This is a genomic window from Shouchella rhizosphaerae, assembly GCF_036700015.1.
GTDB classification, from domain to species: Bacteria; Bacillota; Bacilli; order Bacillales; family Bacillaceae_D; genus Shouchella; species Shouchella rhizosphaerae.
The window spans coordinates 4,110,302-4,130,274 of sequence record NZ_CP144921.1; the positions used below are offsets into that span (position 1 = coordinate 4,110,302).

Sequence of the window (19,973 nt, forward strand, 5' to 3'; positions counted from 1 at the left end):
TCCAAACAAATTTCAAAAAAATAAAGTGGCTTTCGCCACTTTATTTTGCGTATTCCACAGCACGTGTTTCGCGAATGACAGTCACTCGAATATGACCTGGGTAATCAAGCTCTTGCTCAATTTTTTTCGTAATGTCACGCGCTAGTTTATGGGCCAAAGCATCGTCGACGACATCTGGCCGAACCATGATCCGCACTTCACGCCCAGCTTGAATGGCAAATGTTTTTTCAACACCATCAAACGACTCGGAAATTTCTTCGAGCTTTTCAAGGCGGCGTATATACGTTTCAAGTGTTTCCCGTCTTGCGCCGGGACGAGCGGCTGATAATGCATCCGCAGCAGCGACAAGCGTCGAAATAATCGACGTGGATTCGGTGTCGCCATGATGCGAAGCAATTGCATTAATGACAACAGGATGTTCCTTATATTTTGTCGCAAGCTCGACGCCAATTTCAACGTGGCTGCCTTCCACTTCATGGTCAATTGCCTTGCCGATATCGTGCAAAAGGCCTGCTCGTTTTGCTAGCTTCACGTCTTCACCAAGCTCTGCTGCCATAATTCCTGCTAGGTGGGCTACTTCCATCGAATGCTTTAAGACATTTTGGCCATAGCTTGTACGGAAGCGCAGCCTGCCCAAAATCTTGATGAGATCAGGGTGGAGGCCGTGCACGCCGACTTCAAATGTCGTCTGCTCGCCGTACTCGCGAATCGTTTCATCGACCTCGCGCCGCGATTTATCGACCATTTCTTCAATCCGAGCGGGATGAATTCGTCCGTCTTGGACAAGTTTCTCCAGAGCAGAACGGGCAATCTCGCGACGAATAGGATCAAACCCTGATAAAATGACCGCTTCCGGCGTATCGTCAATAATTAAATCGATCCCCGTCAACGTTTCTAACGCGCGAATATTCCGCCCTTCACGGCCGATAATGCGCCCTTTCATTTCATCATTAGGCAAATTGACAACAGAGACCGTCGTCTCGGCCACGTGATCAGCGGAGCAACGCTGAATGGCAAGAGACAAAATTTCTTTCGAGCGTTTATCTGCCGTTTCTTTTGCCTCTGCTGTCTTTTCTTTAATCAAAAGAGCTGTTTCATGGGCAATTTCTTGTTCAACCTCTTGTCGGATGATCATTCGGGCTTCTTCCCGTGACAATCCAGATACTCGTTCCAGTTCCTGTTTCTGCTCAACAAGCAACTGGCTCATTTTACTTTCCATCTCTTCAACTTGTCGTTGTTTTTTGGCGAGAGATTCCTCCCGTTTTTCTAACGATTCTTCTTTTTTATCGAGAGTTTCGCTTTTGCGGTCGAGAATCTCTTCTTTTTGGACCAAACGATGCTCTTGTTTCTGAATCTCATTTCTTCGCTCACGAACCTCACGCTCGGCTTCACTACGAAGCTTATGGACTTCGTCTTTCACTTCCAAAATCGCTTCTTTTTTATTCGTTTCTGCTTCGCGCTTGGCGTCATCAATCATTTGCTTTGCTGCGTGTTCCGCACTTGATATTTTCGCTTCAGCGACTGATTTTCGAACAAGATATCCAACAACTGCAAAAACTACAGAGAAAGCAAGTACAATGAGGCAGAGAACCAAGAGACTCAACGTATAACTTGGCATCGTTTCACCTCCCTTGCTATCCAATTGTTGGTTTTAACGGTGCATTCACGTTTGCTAAATTACAGGTCAAACTTACATAAAATACAGCCTTTTTTACACACTGTATCATTTCTTATTCTACGCTCAGTCGCAGGCGATGTCAAGGTTTGGAAATGTCTTCTATTTGGCTAAGTCCATCGCGAATGGACACTGAAAAAGCTTTGTCGCCTGATTCGGCTAAGTGGTGGTTATGGGTGATCATAATGATTTGCCGGCCAAACATCGTTGCCAGCGATTTTAAAAATTCGTATAAGTAATGCGTATACTCACCTGAAACATGTTTGCCCGGCTCATCAAGCAACAGCGGACCTGCCTGGCGCGGCTGTGTCGTTTCCATCAAAGCAACGCGGAGCGCCAACGTCACAATGTCAACAACGCCGCCGCCTCTAGCGTCTTGGGGCTTCGTCTTCACACGAATGCCTTCGTAATCAGAAATGACGTACATGTCCGCAACTGCACGGTTGCCGTGCTCTTCTAATTCGATTTCAAATGAGACAAGCGGCCCAAATACGTACTGGAGCGCATTTGTCACTAGCGTCTCCATTTGTTGCTTAGCCTGCTCCCTGGCATATTCTGCAGATTGTTGCAAAAGAACGCGCGCCTTTTCGTACGTATCGACCGTGTCTTCCATATGCACAAGTTCCGCTTCAGCCGCTTCAAGTCGCTCTTGCAACATCCGCTTCTTTTCATCAAGGCGCATCCATTGGTCTCTCGCTTGTTGGAAAGCATTTTCTAACTGCTCCAGCTCCCGTTCACTGCTCACGGCTAACAAGCTCCTTCGGAATAAGGGACCATGCTTCATCCATGGAACGTGCGATGCTATCTTCTAAACGTTGAATCTCTTGTTCGAGCTCCTCTGGTTTCACGCCAAGTTCCTCTAATTCAACTAACAGCCGTTGCTTTTGATTCTCTAACTCTTCAAGCTTTGCTTCAGCCCGGTAACGGACGTCTTTCGCCTTTTCAATTGCTTGTTTCATTTTTTCCAAGTCTTGTTCTACACTATTCATCCGTGATGCTCCCCTCCATGATTAATCGCTTGCCCACACGTCGGGCAGATGCCAAGCGCTTTTAGTGTTTCCGTATAACGATCGCTCAACTGCTTTTCTTCAGCTAGCTTTTCTTTCACAAATGCTTGTCCGTCAGCAGCACGTTTTGTCACTTCTGCTAATTGCCTTTTATAATCCTTTAACTTCATTAAAAGCTTCGTCGTTTCAATCGCCTCGTTTAACTGCCGGGCTGCTTGGTCTGTCCCTTTCAATTCTGCACTGGTAGCCTTGACTGATGTATATTCGTGCTGCGTTTGCTGCCACTGGCGGGCGAGTTTTTCGAGCCGATCTTTTTTGGCTTTCTCCTCTTCCATTCGTACAAGTTGCTTCCTGTCTAGGCTTTGCACAAAAGCTGTTTGCGCCATTGCCTTTGTCAATGTTTGCTCATTGTCCTTTATTGCTTGGGTTTGCCGCTTAAGAGTGGTCAGACGCACATATCGAGTTGCCTCGTTTCGTATCTCCTGGTGAAGGCTATAAGCACTGTCTACTTGCGCTGTTTTTGAAAGCCATAAAGAGCAGGTGCTGCTGTCTTTTTCGAGCCGTGCCCATTGTTCCGCCAACTGGCTCAGACGCTTGTTTGTAACGGCTAGCGCACACAACCGTTCATAACGGATTTCCCAATCAGCAAGCTGGGCTACACTGTCTTTTTGTTTGTCGGCTTCTGCTTTTGCTCTTGTCAGCTCTATGTAACGGGCATGCCATTGCTTTAGCTTCGCCAGTCTATCTTGGGCAGCCTTGGCTAGCCGCAATTTTTCAAAGCCTTTGTCCAGTTTCGTCTTCGCCGCCTCAAGCCCATCAAATGGGGCGAGCGCCGTTTTGGCTTCCTCCACTTCTGCTTGTTTCTGTTTAATTCGTTGGCTGAGTCCGTACACATCTTTAGAGGCATCGCGGATCGCCATGTCTAAATAGTGGGCACCGCTCATGCGGCCAATTGTTTTCGCGCGCAGCGATCCTGGGGCTTCCAACAAAAAGGGCCCGTCTAACTGCTGGGCAATTTGCAAATGCCACTCATTATCGCCATCAATCCGGAACGGCCTCATGCCATGGGCTTGGAGCACCTCTTCTGGCACTTGGCTGCCAAACCCTTCAAGCACCAAGTCTTCTCCTCCTGGCTCTTTTAAGATGTAGCGATTTTTTGAGCTTGTCCGCTCGCGTATGATAAGACGCCCTGAGTCCATTGTGATGGTCACACGGACAAAATCGGCACCGACACGGATAAAATCGGTCCCCCTTGGCTGGTTAAACAATGCCCAACGAACTGCCCGCAAGATCGCGGTCTTGCCGCTGTCAGATTGCCCAACGATCACATTTAAGCCTTTGTCAAATTGCAGCGTGCTATCTAAATGGGATTGGAAATTTTCAAGCCTGACACTTACAATATTATTCAGTTTCATCACGCTCCCAGCGTTCTTCCACGATCGTCATCCGCCTTAGCGCTTCCTGTTTTACTTTGTCTTCGACACCTTGCATAGAGGCGAGCTCGCGAATGATTTCACTCATTTGCAGCGTTTGGAAATCGGCCTGCTCTCTCACTTGCTGGACAAAGGCGTGGAGTTTTTCTTCCTGGTGGCTTGCTTTTTCCACATAAGCCCTGTCCAACACGTCGCTCCCTTTTTGGGCGACAGTCAGCGTCTCTTCCCGTAGCGTTATGCCTTCTTTTGTCACAGTACCAATAATGACTTTAGGCAGCCGTTCTACTTCTGTCCAATGGTTATTAATCCTCGCTATTGCCCCTGGATTGCAAATAAATTTGCCATTTTGTTCCTTAATGCCAAAACCAGTATGGTAATGTCCTGTCAAAATAACGTCGGCGCTCGTCCCCCAAATGTGGTCAATTAGCGTATGAGGAATGCCCTCAGGCAGTGCTTTTTCGACGAGCATGCTATGGACGAGGTGGATCATCGTATCTGCTTCTGTTTCATTAATTGGGTAGTAGTCTAGCTTAGGGTCACGCTGGTCGAGTTCATAATGGTATGGCTGGCCGGACACTTGCACGCGGACGCCAGCTTTTTCAATCAAAATCGGCTTGCCAGGATGGACGAGCTTCATAATGCCAAACGCATCAAGGAGACCAAGCATCGTCCGTGACACTGTCTCCGGGTTATGACCAAATGTATCATGATTCCCGGCAATCGTGTATATGGGCGCCGGCGCTTCCCGGAAAATTTGTGCGAATTGGCCAACTGTGCTTGGCGATAAGTCAGGCCTGTCAAAAACATCACCCCCGTGGAGGAGCACATCTACTTGTTCACGGTTGGCGATAGCCATTATTTCTGTGAGCTTTTGTTTCATTGTTTCTGGAAACGCATCTAAACGGTTTTTAGGCGCTGTCCCCCGGATATGGGTATCGGTAAAATATAAAAACGTGACCATTTTATCCCGTCGGCTCCTTTTGCAAGTGAAACTTCTTTTTTCTATAAAAAAAGCCCCCTCAACGGTTGCAGCCGCTGAAATCCCGTGTTTTTCAAATACAGAGGAAAGAACATGGCACAGGCCAGATCTTTCCTCCTCTTGTATGGGCGTCTATCAGCGGACTCTGTTCGGGAGCCTCAATGTTGTTCTCTTTATTTTAAATCTAAAGGCACATCTTCAAAAGCTTGTTCTTCAGCTGCCTCTTCCAGCTTCGCTTCCCCGTCGAGCCCGTGGTGGTCACGAATCAAACGCTCAATTTCGGCTGTAATTTCCGGGTTTTCTTTCAAAAATTGTTTTGAATTCTCGCGGCCTTGCCCGAGGCGGTCGCCTTTGTAAGAATACCAAGCACCGCTTTTTTCGACAATGTCGAGTTCCGAGGCAATGTCAAGCATCGAACCTTCCCTGGAAATACCTTCTCCGTACATAATGTCGACTTCCGCTAAACGGAAAGGCGGAGCGACTTTGTTTTTGACGACTTTGATTTTGGTTCGGTTGCCGACAATCTCATTCCCTTGCTTTAACGCCTCGGCACGGCGCACTTCCAAGCGGACGGACGAGTAAAATTTAAGGGCGCGTCCCCCTGGCGTCGTTTCTGGATTGCCGAACATAACGCCGACTTTTTCACGGATTTGGTTGATGAAGATCGCAATCGTTTTCGACTTATTGATCGCTCCGGATAATTTCCGTAGCGCTTGTGACATTAAACGTGCTTGCAAGCCGACATGCGAGTCGCCCATTTCCCCTTCAATTTCCGCTTTTGGTACAAGCGCAGCTACACTATCAATGACAATGATATCAAGGGCACCGCTGCGCACAAGTGCTTCCGCAATTTCAAGTGCCTGTTCGCCTGTATCAGGTTGGGACAGCAAGAGTTCATCGATATTAACGCCTAGTTTGCTCGCATAGACAGGATCCAGGGCATGCTCAGCATCAATAAAAGCGGCTTGGCCACCATTGCGCTGCACTTCAGCAATTGCATGGAGAGCAACGGTTGTTTTACCGGAAGATTCTGGTCCATATACTTCAATGACTCTTCCTTTTGGATAGCCACCTACGCCCAAAGCAATATCAAGGGCGAGGGTGCCGCTTGATACCGTCGATACGCGCTGTTCAGCCTGTTCACCTAGCTTCATAATAGAGCCTTTGCCAAATTGTTTTTCAATATGGCGTAAAGCCATGTCAAGCGCTTGTTTTCTATCACTCATTTTCATCTCTCCTTGTCAATTCGCTCATTTCTATCGTTATCCATGTAAGGGACAATGTTGTAAGTCTTCGCATGAGTCTATCATAACGTGTTTTGCTTCGTTTGCCAATAGTTTTTACGAACATTTATTCGTCTTTTTTTACGACAAATAGGAAAGACCGGGCGGAACCCGGTCTTTCCGACTGTAAATACTACGTGTGGTGGACAAAGCAGCACGCTTTGGCTAAAGGTCTATGAACGACGCGACCCTGCTGGCGTGCGCCGCTCCCGTTTCGGGCGAGGCTTAGCAGGTTCAAGGTTGACGCGTGCTCCATTAATACGGGAATAGCGCAAGCCTTCATACACAAATGGCGCCGCCTCTTCTGGTACGTCGACAAAGGAGAAGTTTTCAAAGATGTCGATGCGGCCAATCGATTTGACGGGAATGCCGACAAGGCGGCCGATTTCTTCGCCTAAAATTTTCGGCGTCAAATTGACATTTCGTCCAACATTGATGAAGAAGCGGACCATTCCTTTAGCACCGCCTGTGTCCCCAAAGCTGTAGCCAGCATCTTCGGTTGCCGTCTCTGTAGAAAACTTTAATTTCAATAGCGCCGCGACCACTTGTTTAGGGTCTTGCTCAGCAAGAATTTCATCGACAAGGGGCAAGAACAACTCCATTTCTTTGCCGCCTTGCTCAATTGTATCCTGAATTAAGTTTTTCCAAGAACTTTGCTGTTTTTCAACTACTTCTTCAATCGTCGGTACACTCGCTGACGGAATGTGCATCTTGATTTCTTTTTCAATAGAGCGGAGATGCTTCATTTCCCGAGGCGTAACCAACGTAATCGCTGCGCCTGTCCGGCCCGCTCGCCCTGTACGGCCAATCCGGTGCACATAGCTTTCAGGGTCTTGTGGAATATCGTAGTTGATGACATGGGTGACATTTTCCACATCGATGCCCCGAGCAGCTACGTCTGTAGCAATGAGGAACTCGATCGATGAGTCGCGGAATTTTTTCATGACAACATCACGCTGAGATTGTGTCAAGTCTCCATGGAGACCATCAACGAGATAGCCCCGAGCTTGAAGTGCTTCTGTCAGTTCAGCGACACCTTTTTTCGTGCGGCAAAACAAAATGCCGAGCTCCACGTCATCGCTATCAATGATGCGGCAAAGGGAGTCAATTTTATTCCGCTCCAATACTTTATAATAAACTTGGTTGATCGAAGGCGCCGTCACTTCGCCCTTATTAATCGTCACTGTTTTCGGATCGTTCATGTATTTTCGTGACAGCTTGCGGATCGCAGGCGGCATTGTAGCAGAAAACAACAACGTTTGTCGCACTTGATTGACTTCCTTTAAAATCGCTTCGATGTCATCGACAAAGCCCATATCGAGCATTTCGTCGGCTTCGTCAAGGACAACGGTATGGACCGAATTAAGTTTGAGCGTTCCACGGCGCAAATGGTCAAGCATCCGCCCTGGGGTACCAATCACTACTTGCACTCCTTGGCGCAACGCTTTGATTTGGTGGCCGATCGATTGCCCGCCGTAAATCGGCAACGTCCGAATCCGTTTATGAGCCGATAGCTTTTGCAGTTCTCCAGAAACTTGAATGGCCAGTTCCCTTGTTGGCGTCAAAATTAACGCTTGAATGTAACGCTCTTCAGTCACTTTATCGACAACCGGTATCCCAAAAGCAGCTGTTTTTCCAGTCCCTGTTTGCGCTTGGCCAATTACATCGCCGCCTGTCAAAATGGCAGGAATCGCTTTTTCTTGGATAGGGGATGGTTCTTCAAACCCCATATCCTGGATTGCTTGTTTCACTTGGTCCGAAATATCAAAGTCTGTAAAATAGGTCATTTACTACCATTGCTCCTTTTCAATTCTTCCAGTAAATAAAAATAGCCAAATTTCACCGCTCGCATTCGTACGGCATTGCGTCCCCCGGATAAAGATAGCGTGTATACGCGCTCTTTCCCTCCTGGCAAAAGAAGCGCCAGAAAAACGGTGCCCGCTTCGTGGCCTTCTTGCACCCCAGGGCCAGCCACTCCTGTAAAAGAGATGGCAATATCAGAACCGTAAAGTGTTTTGACGCCACGTGCCATTTCCAATGCACATGCTTCGCTAATGGCGCCATCGCTAGCAAGGGTGGCGCTTGAAACTTGAAGCAATTGCTGCTTCAGTTCATTGGAGTAGGCAGTCACGCTCCCTTTTAGCACGTGGGATGCGCCAGCGAACGCAGCCAATTCGCTTGAGAAAAGCCCGGCAGTCAAGCTTTCAGCGCTGGCAATTGTCAGACCGCTCGCCTGCAAACGCAAAAACGTTTCCTTGACCAGTGTCGTTTCGTTATAGCCATATAAATATGAACCGACCCGTTTCCGAATCAATGTTTCCGTTTCATCAAGCAAACGGGCAGCTTCATTTTTATCAGCATGCTTGACAGTCAAGCGCAGTTTCACTTCCCCATCACCAGCCAATGGAGCGATTGTCGGGTTCGTTTGCGTCGCAATCAAGTCCAAAAGGTCTGTTTCTAATTGTGATTCCCCAATTCCAAAAAAATGAAGCACACGGGAAGTGATTTCTGTCTGTTCAGTGGCACCTAACAGTTTAGGCAAAAGCTCGTTGACGAACATTGGCTTCATTTCACTTGGTGGCCCAGGCAAAAGCGCCAATTTTTTCCCGTCTTCCAGCTCGCATAGCATTCCCGGGGCCATGCCATGACGGTTTGCAAGCACGGTGCAGCCTTCAATCACATAGGCTTGCTTTTTATTGTTAGGCGTCATGACGCGGTTATGGCGTTTAAAATAATCTTCAATTTCATGAAGCGCGTTTTCATCGTACACAAGCCTTTTTCCACAAAACGCCGCGACCGTTTCTTTCGTCAAATCATCTTTTGTCGGGCCAAGTCCGCCCGTTAAAATGACGAGATCGGCACGCTCATATGCTTCTTGAAGTGCTATTTTTAGCCTGTCCTCGTTATCTCCCACAACTGTGTGCCGGTACACGTCGACACCAATGCTTGCTAGCTGTTTAGAGATGAACTGGCCATTTGTATTGGCGATCTGGCCAAGAAGCAGCTCTGAGCCAACGGCCATTATTTCTGCATTCAATCCATCCTCTCCCTTACATCGATTTTAGAATGACGTGTTTGTTTTTCACAAAATATTCGATTCCAGACCAGATCGTTAACAGAGCCGCGATCCATAGCATTATGGAAGCAAATGGAAATGAAAGAGCTGAAAAAGGGATATTATGTAAAAGACTAGCAATAATAGCGATAATCTGGGTGAGCGTTTTCCATTTGCCCAGTTTGCTCGCCGCTATAACATCGCCTTCTGCCGCAGCAACTAAGCGAATACCCGTTACCGCAAACTCACGACTAATAATGACAATGGCAATCCAAGCTGGCACGAGCTGTGCTTCCACTAACCCAATTAAGGCAGCAGTCACAAGGAGCTTATCGGCCAAAGGATCGAGAAATTTGCCGAAGCTAGTGACAAGATCAAGCTTCCGTGCATAGTAGCCGTCGAGCCAATCTGTGGCAGAGGCAACGACAAAAATCGCTGTGGCCACAAGCATGCTGTATGTAATTGGCTGTTGAAACCACTCCGTTTCGCCAAGCGGCCAATCGACAAGCAAAAACAGCATAAATGCCGGGATTAAACAAATCCGCGCTACGGTGATTTTATTTGCTAAATTCAAAAGCTTCCCGTCCCTTCCTTTTTGCCAGTTTGCATGAAACCAGTCTGGACTCACTTTTTTATTGTACCATAGTTGGCACCGTACTGAAAAAAACAGCGCTTAATCAAAAACAACAACAACGAAAAAGTCCCCGGTACTAAGCCGGGAACGATTCGTTATTCTTGTTCTTCAACGGTAATGGTCACATATTGGTGATCGGTTTCCAGGAGTTCGACTTCAAGGCCGTTTACTTCCACCCTTTCAACCCCATAACCGTTGCCAATATTAAGCTCAAGGGCGTCAAGACCGCTCACGTCTGGCTCAAAATCATCTTTGTAGTCTCCGCCGTTTTCATCCATTGCCTGTCCATCGCGGTCACGGACTTGCACATAAGAGCCTTCTCCCATTTCAATTTTCAACGTTTCGATTGCCTCCACGTTTGTAAGGATATAAGTGGAGACGTTGCCGGATGTCTCTTCCAATGAAAGTTGAGGCTCTTTGTCCGTTTGCTCGTCTTCTGATCCGCTTTCCTCGTCAGCTGCTTCGTCTTCGTCAGCTGCTCCTTCGCCTTCTTCATCGCCAGCATTCTCGGGCGGATCATACGTATCTGTTTGGCCGGCTTCTTGCTCATTCTGAACTTCGCCGCCGCTATCACGGCCGCTAATATTCCAAATAAGAACGACGACAAGCACGACAGCAGCAATGAGCAAGATTGGCACTAAAATGGAAGCGAGCGATTTTCCACGCCCTTTTCCTGGCCTTGAAGGCGCTGTACGCGCGCTTGTTTTTACCCGTTCAGAGCGTGAAGGCAAATCGACTGCTTCCGTTTGCGGATTGGGCAGTTCGTTTTTATACGTTTCCAGCACTTCATCAGCATCAAGGCCAATCGCTTCCGCATACGTCTTGACAAATGCCCGCGCATAAAAAATGCCCGGGAGCGTATCAAAATTACCTTCTTCGATCGCTGCCAAATACCGTTTTTGAATTTTGGTCGTACGCTGCAGATCATCAAGCGTGATCTGTTTTTCCTCACGCGTCTCTTTTAAGTAGTTCCCTAGTTCTGACATGGTCACACCTACCTACAAACTTTAGCTTATGTCAAATGAAGAAAAGCCTGGCTCGACGACGTCATACGTAATTTGCTCACTATCGTCATTGCGCAATTCAATAATGCAGTCAAAGTCTTCAAGCTCGTACTCTGACTCACGGATAAAAATGTCAGGGTGTTCAACCACTTTTACTGCTGGGAGCCGCATGATGTCGTCAACAAGCATGCGGTGTTTTTCAGTGGCCCTCATCGTTGACACAATGCCGTCAATAATAAAAATGTTGTCCCCATCCATTTCATCTTCAGCCAACTGGCTCCGTACAGTCTGCCTAAGAAGCGTCGAAGAGATAAAGCTCCAGCGCTTGTTCGCACAGACGCTTGCTGCTACTACCGATTCGGTTTTGCCGACTCTCGGCATGCCGCGAATGCCGATTAAATAATGGCCTTCTTTTTTCATTAATTCAGCCATAAAATCAACTAATAGCCCTAGCTCTCTACGAATAAACTTAAATGTTTTTTTCTCCGTGGCATTTCGCTCGATATAGCGACCATGGCGAATCGCCAATCGGTCTCTAACCCGGGGCTCGCGGAATTTTGTAACGGTTACGTTGCCAATTGTATGTAAGATGGCTTTAAACCTTTTTACGCTGTCATCGTCAGAAGTGCGCAAAAGCATACCTCTTCTCGTGTCGTCAATGCCGTTAATTGTGACAATATTAATGGACAGCATGCCAAGAAGAGAAGAAATATCCCCGAGAATCCCCGGGCGGTTTTCATGGAGCTGGTACTCAAAATACCATTCTTTCACCGCGGCACTTCCTTTCTTGAGTGTGAAAAATGGACAAAATCAGCTATTCTTCTTGGGTCTATGATATAGGATACACTACTAAAAGGAAAGTATTTTCCTATGTAAAATTGCAAATTTCCGCAAATCGCCAAACAAACCGCCGTTTTTAGTAAAAAAAACTGCCTGTTCACAAATTGCGAACAGGCAGGGGCGCCTTACTGTTGGTCTACCAATTTTACCATCATATTAGCGATAGCATGCTGTTCTTTCTCATCTGCGACTTTCCAAAGGTCTGAAAGAACACGCTCTTGTTCATTTTTCGGCTCAACTTGCCCTGCCAAATATTCGCCAACTTGGTAAGCAAGGTCACTGACGACATGTTCATTCATGCCCTCTTTTTTTGCTTGGTCAAGACGCCCTCCTAAAAAATCTTTCCATTGTTCCCAGTTGTCAAGTACTGACATGTGAATCCCTCCTTTAGAATTTAAAAAGATTCACACTTAGTATGCCGGTTTCACTTGCCTTTATGCGCTGACTTAACAGTACCAACCGCCATTGACAGAAAGAATTTGACCATGTATGTACGACGCCTTATCGCTGGCCAAAAAGGCAATCGCCTCTGCCACTTCATCGGCTGTCCCAAGCCTGCCGTACGGAATGTCTTCAGCAAGCAGACGAAGGTCTGCCTCGTTGTAGCCTCTAAGCATGTTTGTATCGATCGCTCCCGGAGCAACGGCATTAATGCGTATGCCGCTCATGGCCGTTTCTTTTGCCATGCTTTTAACAAACCCATTTAAACCGCTCTTTGCTGCCGCATAGATGCTTTCCATGCTTGCTCCTGTGAGCCCCCAAATGGAGGATGTGAGCACAATCACGCCATCGCGTTTTCTAAGCATTTCCGGCAAAAAAGATCGTACTAGTTTGATCGGGCTAAGCAAGTGCACATGCATTTGTGCTTCAAGGAGATCGTCATCCACGTCTTGCAAGAGCGCAGATGCAGCGCTGCCAGCACAATCGACAAACACATCAGGCGCGGCAGGTAGTTGCTTTGCAAGTGCGACGGCGCCCTCTGCGCTAGACAAATCGGCTTTAATGGCAACACAAGGACAAGGAACGGCTGCCGCTAGAGCGTTGGCTGCCTCGATGTTTTCCGAGTAGTGGATATAAAGCTCAGACGCCTCTTGTGCAAGGATTGCTGCCGTTGCTTGCCCGATTCCTCCAGTTGCCCCTGTTATTAAAATGCGCTTCATGACATGTCTTTGTCTTTGACTGTCGCTACCGTCCGGTACTCGCTTTTAAAATGGTGATGGAGCACTGTTTCCAAATCTGATGCTTCTAACGATTCAAGCATCGGCACGACATCAAATAAATTCATGCCATTAAACGCATAGCGTGTAAATTCATTGGCAATGTTTTCAGGTGAGTTCAAAGAACGAAGAAAAGCGCCAATTTTTTTCTTAATGGCCCGATCCGCTTCTTCTTTCGCTAGTGGACGCTGCTTGAATGCCGCAATGGTCTCGATAACTTTCTCTTTTAGCTCCTCTGGCTTTGTACTGTCTCCGCCGATAATTGAAAAACCGAACCCATATTCTGCAGTATAGTCAAATGCAAACGTCTCATTGATGGTCCCGGCCTCATACATAGCCTCGTATGCCTCGGAACTTGGGCCGAACATAAGATCGAGCAAAACATTTAACGACAGTTCGTATTTTAGCAGTTCTTTCCCTTGGCGCGTTGGGTTTGACTCTTTAAAGCCAACAAATACCTTCGGCGTATGAACGGGCATAGCGACAACATGTTCGGTTCTGTCAACCGGCGTCCCTTCAGGCTTCACATGGCGCTCAATCGGTTTTGGTTCAGCAAATTCCTTTTTGCTTTGGTTCGCCCGGACGAGCTCCATCATTTCATTTACGTCCACCGAGCCGACAATGAACAGCAACATGTTGCTAGGGTGGTAGAACGTCTCATAGCAAGTGTATAAGTCCTCTTTCGTGATTTTGCTAATCGACGGGATCGTCCCAGCGATGTCAATTTTGACCGGATGGGTTGAATACATATTTTCAATTGTCCCAAAGTAAGCGCGCCAATCAGGGTCATCATCATACATCGTAATTTCTTGCCCTATAATGCCTTTTTCTTTTTCCACTGTTTCATCGGTAAAATAAGGGTGCTGAACAAAGTCAAGCAGCGTTTCAACATTTTGGTTGACGTTGGATGTGCTTGAAAATAAATAAGCGGTACGGGTAAAGCTTGTAAAAGCGTTCGCTTGTGCCCCTTGTTTGCCAAATGTATGAAAAACATCGCCTTCTTCGCTTTCAAACATTTTGTGCTCTAGAAAATGGGCAATGCCGTCTGGGACTTTTACTGGCTCTGTCTGTCCAAGAGGAACAAAATGATTATCAATCGAACCGTATTTGGTTGTAAAAGTGGCAAACGTTTTATGGAACCCTGTTTTTGGAAGAATGTAAACATCAAGCCCATTATCAAGTTGCTCATAATAAAGCGTCTCTTCTAATTGTTTAAATTCAAGCGGCTTCATTACTCACTCTCCCCTTTCAAAAAGTAAATCGTATCCAATTCCCATTTTTTCGCTGCATTGACAATATCCATTTTCGTGACTTTCTTTAACGCTTCAATCCGTTCGCCAATTGGATAAGTCGTCCCTGCTACCATTTCATGGTAAGACAATTCGACAAATCCCCTTGGAGTATCAATCGCTTCTAGCATTTGATTGATGAGCATCGCTTTTGTCTGTTCAATCGTTTCCTCGTCAAATTCTCCTGCTTTCATGGCCTCTGCTTGTTCTTTAATAATAGCAACCGCACGTTCAAATTTATTAAATTCAATCCCGGCCATTACCATTAGCACGCCTTTATGACTTTCAAGACGAGATGCGGCATAATAAGCAAGACTCTCTTTTTCGCGGACATTTCGAAACAACTTCGAGGACGGGAATCCGCCAAAGATGCCATTGGCGACTTGCATCGCCTCATAATCTTCATCGCCAAACGTTGTATGTGTACGAAAGCCAATATGCAATTTGCCTTGTTTGACTTTTTGCTTTTCAGTCACGAGGTTTTCGGTTATCTGAACCGGGCTCTTGGCTGCTGCTTGTCCTTCCGCTTTTGGATGGCGCTTATATGTGAATAGCTCCTCGATATAGCCAGTCAGCTCGTTTTCATCATAGGCGCCAATGATATACAGGTCAAAACGATCTTCGGTGACCATGCGTTCATACGCTTGGTAAATCGCCTGTTCATCGAGTGTATCAAGGTCGCTAACGCGTCCATAAGCTGGAAGGGCAAACGCTTCGCCTTTGAACATTTCCTCTGTGATCCGCACGTTGGCATAACGCATTTTGTCATCATAAATCGCGGCGATCCGCTGGGACAAGGCCCGTTTTTCTTGCTCAACAATCGCTTTCGCGAAAGACCCGCCTTCCAGTCTCGGCTCAAAAACAACTTCTTTAAAAAGGGACAGCGCTTCTTTTAATAATGGTTGTTGGCCTGTCAAAAACCGCTCACTGGCTATTTCCATGCGAAAGCTTAGTACATGCTGCTCGCCTTTTTTTTGAACGTCGCCCGTTAAAATCGCTCCATACATATCATCAAGTTTGCGCCTAAGCTGTTTGCGATTGCTATAGTTTTTGGTGCCACTTTGCAAAATAGAAGGGATGAGTGCTCTTGCTGTTAATGTACGATCATTCAATGGCGCTTTCGCCATTAATAAAAATGTAACGGTTTTAAATTTGTCCGTTTTCCAATAATGGATATTCATTCCTGCTTGCTGCGACGAGCGTACTTGTAAATCAACCATTTGCCCACTTCCTTTACAAACTTAAATTTGTCGTTCCTCTCCTTCTCGCATGCTGCGAGCAAGGCAGACGATGCAACAGCGGCCCTTTTAGTGTGCCAACAAAGGCGGCAAATCATCCGCAACGTCTAAAAACCGCCGAAGGTGGCGGTTTTTTTGCTTATTTGCTTTTTCTTACAACATTAAACTTAAATTTGTCAGACCGAAAATAATTGACAGAGTGGAGCACCGCTTGATCATGATGATCATAATGGGTTTGTCTTAAAAGAAGAAGCGCCGTTTCAGGAGTGCACTCCAGCACTTCCGTTACATGCTCATGGTAGCCGATCGGCTCAATCGAGGCAAGCGCATAAGCAATTGGTCGGCCTGCCTCTTCTAAAAACTGAAAGATCGACTTCATTTCATGAATAGAGCGGTTGCCGACTAAATCTGCCGGAAGCTGGTCAAGGCAGTAAACGACAGGCATACCGTCTGCTGTCCGTACACGCTCAAGTTGCAGCATTTCAAACGATTCCGATCGATTAAAACGCGCTCTGTCTTCCTCTGCCGAAACTTCAATCGTTGACGACAAATAAATCGTGCCTGGCGTCATATTTGCAGACGCAATCATGTTGGTTACACTTTGCAGCTCTTCGATTCCCGCTGAGAACAGCGGCTTTGAAGGCACAAATGTGCCTACGCCGTAGCGCCTTACAACGAGTCCGTCTTCTTCTAGCAGGCGCAACGCTTCCCGCAATGTTTCTTTGCTTACACCTAAATGCTTGGCAAGCTCATATTCAGATGGGAGCTTACTCCCCTCACTGTAGTGGCTGATTTCTTCCTTTAACTGATCGATCACTTGTATATAAAGCGGCCGATGATCCGCCTTCATCACCGATTCCATCCTCTCTATCGCAACCCTTTCTTTCTAATTTATGAAGTTGCCTCTTCATCATTACGGCTGATCAATACTTCCCTAGGCTTACTGCCCTCATATGGGCCGACAACGCCTCTTGCTTCCATTTCATCAATAATGCGGGCTGCCCGTGTATAGCCGACGCGAAAGCGGCGCTGGATCATCGACACGGATGCAGTACCGACTTCCACGACTAAGTCAACGGCGTCGTTGTATAATTCATCTTCAGGCTCGCTGTTTGTTGCCTGATCAACCGAAGGCGTCATTTCTTCTACATATTGGGCTTTTTGCTGGGAAATGACATATTCAACAACTTTTTCAACTTCTTGATCCGATAAAAATGCCCCTTGTATACGCGTTGGCTTGGTTGCGCCCATTGGCAAATAGAGCATATCCCCTCGGCCTAGTAGCTTTTCAGCCCCACCAGAATCCAAAATCGTCCGCGAATCGGTTTGCGACGAAACGCCGAAAGCAATCCGTGACGGGATGTTGGCCTTAATGACGCCAGTAATCACGTCTACAGACGGCCGCTGCGTAGCAATAATCATATGAATGCCTGCTGCTCGCGCCATTTGCGCAAGACGAGCGATTGAATCTTCGACATCGCCAGACGCCACCATCATTAAGTCGGCGAGCTCGTCCACAATGACGACAATATAGGGCAACAATGGCTGCTTGCCTTCTTCTGTTTCATTGTGGCGGCGAATATAGTCATTATAGCCTTCGATATTGCGTGTGCCAGTATGGGAAAACAAGTCATAGCGTCGTTCCATTTCAGCGACCACTTTTTTTAGTGCTTGAGACGCTTTTTTCGGTTCTGTAACTACAGGTGTCAACAAATGAGGAATGCCGTTGTACACGTTTAGCTCAACCATTTTGGGATCAATCATCATCAGCTTTACTTCATGGGGTTTGGCTTTCATTAAAATACTTGTAATAATGCCGTTGATGCACACACTTTTGCCGCTGCCTGTCGCCCCTGCCACAAGCAAATGGGGCATTTTATTTAGCGGCGCCAGCACAGGTTCCCCTGAAATGTCGCGGCCAAGTCCAACAGAAAGCACTTCATGTTGTCGTGACGCAGCTCCTTCAAGCACTTCCTTTAAAGAAACAATCGCAATTTCCTGATTGGGCACTTCAATGCCAACCGCTGATTTGCCCGGGATTGGTGCTTCAATGCGAATGTCTTTTGCAGCAAGCGCCAGAGCAAGGTCATCTGCCAAGTTGACGATTTTGCTTACTTTTACGCCAATGCTCGGATTGACTTCATACTTTGTGACGGCTGGACCTAAATGAACTTTGGACACACGAACGTTGACTCCGAAGCTGGCAAGTGTTTTTTCCAATTTGCGGGCATTGGATGTCAACTGTTGCTTTTCCTGCTTTTGTTCTGGCTTATCAGGAGTCAGCAACAAATCAAGACTTGGCAATGTATAGGATTCATTCGCTTGTTCCATCTGCACCAAGTCAGCCTGCACCAGGGCTCCATCCTCCTCTGTTCCGCCAGCCTCCGCCACTTCAACAGCGCCTTCTTTTTTTCCTTGCTTAACAGGATGGACCGTTTGTTCTTCAGGCTTTGCCTGTGCATTTTGCGTAAAATCGACGATTTCTGGCTCAGTCTGTTTATCCCATGGTTCAAGCTCCTGTTCTTCTACTTCCTCGTTTACTTGCTGTTTTTTCTTCTGGCGCACTTTCTTTTGTTGGCGTTCTTCATTCATTTTCACTTTTGCCTGTTTCCGCCAAGAAGCAAAGTCTTGCCATGCCGCTTTCACAAAATCAGTCACAAACAAATACGTGCGCCGGTACGCTTTTCCGACCATTTCTCCAAAGGAACGACCGGAAATTAAAATGGCACCAATCATAATGAGGATAAAACAGAACAAATATGTACCTGCGTTGGCAAACAAAAAGTGGCTTACTGCATAGCCAACTGCCCCAAGCATACCGCCGCCAAGATCGACAGACTGGCCAGACGTCATTTCTTCCCAATAAAGGTTCCATGTCCCCCGCAAAACTGATTCATTGTTAACATTGCCAGTTAGCTGAAGTTCACGGAATAAGCTGATGTGAGCCAAAATCGCCATCGAAATCACGATTGTGTACAGTCCAGCTAAACGCCTTCCCCACAAGGCCGGTTTTTTCCGTTTAATCATGATGTACAATGCGCTTACAAAAAAACCGAGCGCCAAAACGACAAACCATTCTCCTAAGAAGAAACGAAATAAACGGACAAATGCTTCCCCTACGCTCCCTAATCGGGCCAGCGTTACAAGAGCCACTACAAGTAGGCCTAATCCTACAAGTTCAAAAGTCAACTGGGACTTCCACTGGTTTTTTTTTCGTTTCTTGCGTTTTGCCATGGAGTCACCCTCTAGAAAATCATACTCGAACAAGCAGCCTAAAACGCGAGGCTGCTTAAAATCGACTGTTGTTATTATATCATACCATGTTTTCGGCGCCCACCACTACAGCGATTCCGTTTTTAACGGTTTTTTTATGGAACCCATCTCGCTGAAAGCAATGAGCCTGGAGCGTATTCAGGCTTTAAAAAGGCATTTGGATCACTCGAAAGGAGACGGATAACTCGAAAGCTGCCATCGTCAATTCGCTCAACGACAAGCTGGCCTGCGTCACAGTCAATCACTTGTTGACTTTGGTAAACCGTATCTTCTTCAGGAAAAAGAAGTTCATAAGGAGTCGTCGTGTACAAAATCATTGGATAACCTCCCCGTCTGCTTTCTGCTCCTCAATCATTTCATTCAGCTTTCTAATCGCTTGGCCGATGCCGCCCACTTCATTAATAAGTCCATATTCAACCGCATCTGTACCAATGACATTCGTGCCAATGTCCCGGGTGAGATTGCCCTTCGAAAACATTAATTCTTTAAATTTTTCTTCCGATATTTGCGAATGGGAGGTGACAAAGCGAATGACGCGGTCTTGCATTTTATCCAAATACTCAAATGTTTGCGGTACGCCAATAACGAGGCCAGTCAGACGGACAGGGTGGATCGTCATCGTCGCTGTTTCAGCAATAAACGAATAGCTTGCCGCTGTAGCAATCGGCACGCCAATGGAATGCCCACCGCCAAGCACAAGTGTAACGGTGGGTTTTGAGATCGAAGCGATCATTTCCGAAAGGGCCAACCCTGCTTCGACATCGCCGCCTACTGTGTTTAAGATAATTAACAATCCTTCAATTTTCGGATTTTGTTCGACGGCCACTAACTGTGGAATCATATGCTCATATTTTGTCGTTTTGTTTTGCGGGGGCAGTTGCATATGCCCTTCAATTTGGCCAACGACCGTCATGCAATGGATGTTGGAAGCGCCCATATCCGGCACATTCGATTGCCCGAGCTGCTGGATTTTTTCAACAAGCGTGCTTTTCTCTTCTTGTTTCTCTTTCGGCTCTTCTGGAGCAGGTTGCTCTTCATTTTCCATC

19 protein-coding genes are annotated in these 19,973 nt (G+C 46.8%); all 19 read right to left on the reverse strand.

The window, feature by feature from the left end; genetic code table 11:
• Nucleotides 1-40: 40 nt before the first annotated feature.
• Nucleotides 41-1,618: a ribonuclease Y gene (rny, locus tag V5G21_RS20540; protein ID WP_095326155.1), complete on the reverse strand. Its 1,578-nt coding sequence runs from the start codon at nt 1,616-1,618 to the stop codon at nt 41-43.
• A gap of 139 nt (nt 1,619-1,757) precedes the next feature.
• The gene (locus V5G21_RS20545) at nt 1,758-2,420 is read right to left on the reverse strand and encodes an ATPase (RefSeq protein WP_035201414.1); all 663 of its coding nucleotides are present in this window, start codon (nt 2,418-2,420) and stop codon (nt 1,758-1,760) included.
• Complete coding sequence (locus tag V5G21_RS20550) at nt 2,410-2,664, reverse strand: hypothetical protein (protein ID WP_011247039.1); 255 nt, start codon at nt 2,662-2,664, stop codon at nt 2,410-2,412. The genes V5G21_RS20545 and V5G21_RS20550 overlap by 11 nt, the downstream gene beginning before the upstream one ends.
• Nucleotides 2,661-4,097 (reverse strand): AAA family ATPase, encoded by a 1,437-nt coding sequence (locus V5G21_RS20555; RefSeq protein WP_011247040.1) that lies wholly within the window; start codon nt 4,095-4,097, stop codon nt 2,661-2,663. Before V5G21_RS20555 ends, V5G21_RS20550 begins: the two co-directional genes overlap by 4 nt.
• A complete protein-coding gene (locus tag V5G21_RS20560) occupies nt 4,084-5,076 on the reverse strand; it encodes a metallophosphoesterase family protein (protein WP_011247041.1) in 993 nt (330 codons plus the stop codon). The genes V5G21_RS20555 and V5G21_RS20560 overlap by 14 nt, the downstream gene beginning before the upstream one ends.
• 191 nt (nt 5,077-5,267) lie before the next feature.
• Nucleotides 5,268-6,320, reverse strand: coding sequence for a recombinase RecA (recA, locus tag V5G21_RS20565; protein ID WP_011247042.1), 1,053 nt, complete (start codon nt 6,318-6,320; stop codon nt 5,268-5,270).
• Nucleotides 6,321-6,550: 230 nt separating this feature from the next.
• On the reverse strand, nt 6,551-8,164 hold the full coding sequence (locus V5G21_RS20570) for a DEAD/DEAH box helicase (RefSeq protein ID WP_011247043.1): 1,614 nt from the start codon (nt 8,162-8,164) through the stop codon (nt 6,551-6,553).
• Nucleotides 8,161-9,399, reverse strand: a complete 1,239-nt coding sequence (locus V5G21_RS20575) for a competence/damage-inducible protein A (protein WP_035201712.1) — start codon at nt 9,397-9,399, stop codon at nt 8,161-8,163. Before V5G21_RS20575 ends, V5G21_RS20570 begins: the two co-directional genes overlap by 4 nt.
• Nucleotides 9,400-9,427: 28 nt before the next feature.
• Nucleotides 9,428-10,006, reverse strand: a complete 579-nt coding sequence (pgsA, locus tag V5G21_RS20580; protein WP_011247045.1) for a CDP-diacylglycerol--glycerol-3-phosphate 3-phosphatidyltransferase — start codon at nt 10,004-10,006, stop codon at nt 9,428-9,430.
• 155 nt (nt 10,007-10,161) lie between these two features.
• Nucleotides 10,162-11,052 (reverse strand): helix-turn-helix domain-containing protein, encoded by an 891-nt coding sequence (locus tag V5G21_RS20585; protein ID WP_011247046.1) that lies wholly within the window; start codon nt 11,050-11,052, stop codon nt 10,162-10,164.
• A 21-nt stretch (nt 11,053-11,073) separates the two neighbouring features.
• A complete protein-coding gene (locus V5G21_RS20590; RefSeq protein ID WP_011247047.1) occupies nt 11,074-11,841 on the reverse strand; it encodes a DUF3388 domain-containing protein in 768 nt (255 codons plus the stop codon).
• Between the two features lie 194 nt (nt 11,842-12,035).
• Complete coding sequence (locus V5G21_RS20595) at nt 12,036-12,284, reverse strand: DUF3243 domain-containing protein (RefSeq protein ID WP_011247048.1); 249 nt, start codon at nt 12,282-12,284, stop codon at nt 12,036-12,038.
• A gap of 72 nt (nt 12,285-12,356) precedes the next feature.
• Nucleotides 12,357-13,070, reverse strand: a complete 714-nt coding sequence (ymfI, locus tag V5G21_RS20600; protein WP_073304193.1) for an elongation factor P 5-aminopentanone reductase — start codon at nt 13,068-13,070, stop codon at nt 12,357-12,359.
• Nucleotides 13,067-14,359: an EF-P 5-aminopentanol modification-associated protein YfmH gene (gene yfmH / locus V5G21_RS20605; protein ID WP_073304195.1), complete on the reverse strand. Its 1,293-nt coding sequence runs from the start codon at nt 14,357-14,359 to the stop codon at nt 13,067-13,069. Before yfmH ends, ymfI begins: the two co-directional genes overlap by 4 nt.
• A complete protein-coding gene (gene yfmF, locus V5G21_RS20610) occupies nt 14,359-15,636 on the reverse strand; it encodes an EF-P 5-aminopentanol modification-associated protein YfmF (protein WP_011247051.1) in 1,278 nt (425 codons plus the stop codon). Before yfmF ends, yfmH begins: the two co-directional genes overlap by 1 nt.
• Before the next feature lie 157 nt (nt 15,637-15,793).
• Nucleotides 15,794-16,504, reverse strand: a complete 711-nt coding sequence (locus V5G21_RS20615; protein ID WP_035201419.1) for a GntR family transcriptional regulator — start codon at nt 16,502-16,504, stop codon at nt 15,794-15,796.
• A gap of 41 nt (nt 16,505-16,545) precedes the next feature.
• The gene (locus tag V5G21_RS20620; RefSeq protein WP_095254796.1) at nt 16,546-18,888 is read right to left on the reverse strand and encodes an FtsK/SpoIIIE family DNA translocase; all 2,343 of its coding nucleotides are present in this window, start codon (nt 18,886-18,888) and stop codon (nt 16,546-16,548) included.
• A 134-nt stretch (nt 18,889-19,022) separates the two neighbouring features.
• On the reverse strand, nt 19,023-19,244 hold the full coding sequence (locus tag V5G21_RS20625; RefSeq protein ID WP_011247054.1) for a YlzJ-like family protein: 222 nt from the start codon (nt 19,242-19,244) through the stop codon (nt 19,023-19,025).
• Nucleotides 19,241-19,972: a ClpP family protease gene (locus V5G21_RS20630; protein WP_011247055.1), complete on the reverse strand. Its 732-nt coding sequence runs from the start codon at nt 19,970-19,972 to the stop codon at nt 19,241-19,243. The genes V5G21_RS20625 and V5G21_RS20630 overlap by 4 nt, the downstream gene beginning before the upstream one ends.
• Nucleotide 19,973: the final 1 nt, after the last annotated feature.

Excerpts from the sequence above, each read along its gene's own strand:
- rny (WP_095326155.1), bottom strand. The coding sequence starts at position 1,618 with ATGCCAAGTTATACGTTGAGTCTCTTGGTTCTCTGCCTCATTGTACTT.
- V5G21_RS20550 (WP_011247039.1), bottom strand. The coding sequence starts at position 2,664 with ATGAATAGTGTAGAACAAGACTTGGAAAAAATGAAACAAGCAATTGAA.
- V5G21_RS20555 (WP_011247040.1), bottom strand. The coding sequence starts at position 4,097 with ATGAAACTGAATAATATTGTAAGTGTCAGGCTTGAAAATTTCCAATCC.
- V5G21_RS20560 (WP_011247041.1), bottom strand. The coding sequence starts at position 5,076 with ATGGTCACGTTTTTATATTTTACCGATACCCATATCCGGGGGACAGCG.
- recA (WP_011247042.1), bottom strand. The coding sequence starts at position 6,320 with ATGAGTGATAGAAAACAAGCGCTTGACATGGCTTTACGCCATATTGAA.
- V5G21_RS20570 (WP_011247043.1), bottom strand. The coding sequence starts at position 8,164 with ATGACCTATTTTACAGACTTTGATATTTCGGACCAAGTGAAACAAGCA.
- V5G21_RS20575 (WP_035201712.1), bottom strand. The coding sequence starts at position 9,399 with ATGGCCGTTGGCTCAGAGCTGCTTCTTGGCCAGATCGCCAATACAAAT.
- V5G21_RS20585 (WP_011247046.1), bottom strand. The coding sequence starts at position 11,052 with ATGTCAGAACTAGGGAACTACTTAAAAGAGACGCGTGAGGAAAAACAG.
- V5G21_RS20595 (WP_011247048.1), bottom strand. The coding sequence starts at position 12,284 with ATGTCAGTACTTGACAACTGGGAACAATGGAAAGATTTTTTAGGAGGG.
- ymfI (WP_073304193.1), bottom strand. The coding sequence starts at position 13,070 with ATGAAGCGCATTTTAATAACAGGGGCAACTGGAGGAATCGGGCAAGCA.
- yfmH (WP_073304195.1), bottom strand. The coding sequence starts at position 14,359 with ATGAAGCCGCTTGAATTTAAACAATTAGAAGAGACGCTTTATTATGAG.
- yfmF (WP_011247051.1), bottom strand. The coding sequence starts at position 15,636 with ATGGTTGATTTACAAGTACGCTCGTCGCAGCAAGCAGGAATGAATATC.
- V5G21_RS20615 (WP_035201419.1), bottom strand. The coding sequence starts at position 16,504 with ATGAAGGCGGATCATCGGCCGCTTTATATACAAGTGATCGATCAGTTA.
- V5G21_RS20620 (WP_095254796.1), bottom strand. The coding sequence starts at position 18,888 with ATGGCAAAACGCAAGAAACGAAAAAAAAACCAGTGGAAGTCCCAGTTG.
- V5G21_RS20625 (WP_011247054.1), bottom strand. The coding sequence starts at position 19,244 with ATGATTTTGTACACGACGACTCCTTATGAACTTCTTTTTCCTGAAGAA.
- V5G21_RS20630 (WP_011247055.1), bottom strand. The coding sequence starts at position 19,972 with ATGGAAAATGAAGAGCAACCTGCTCCAGAAGAGCCGAAAGAGAAACAA.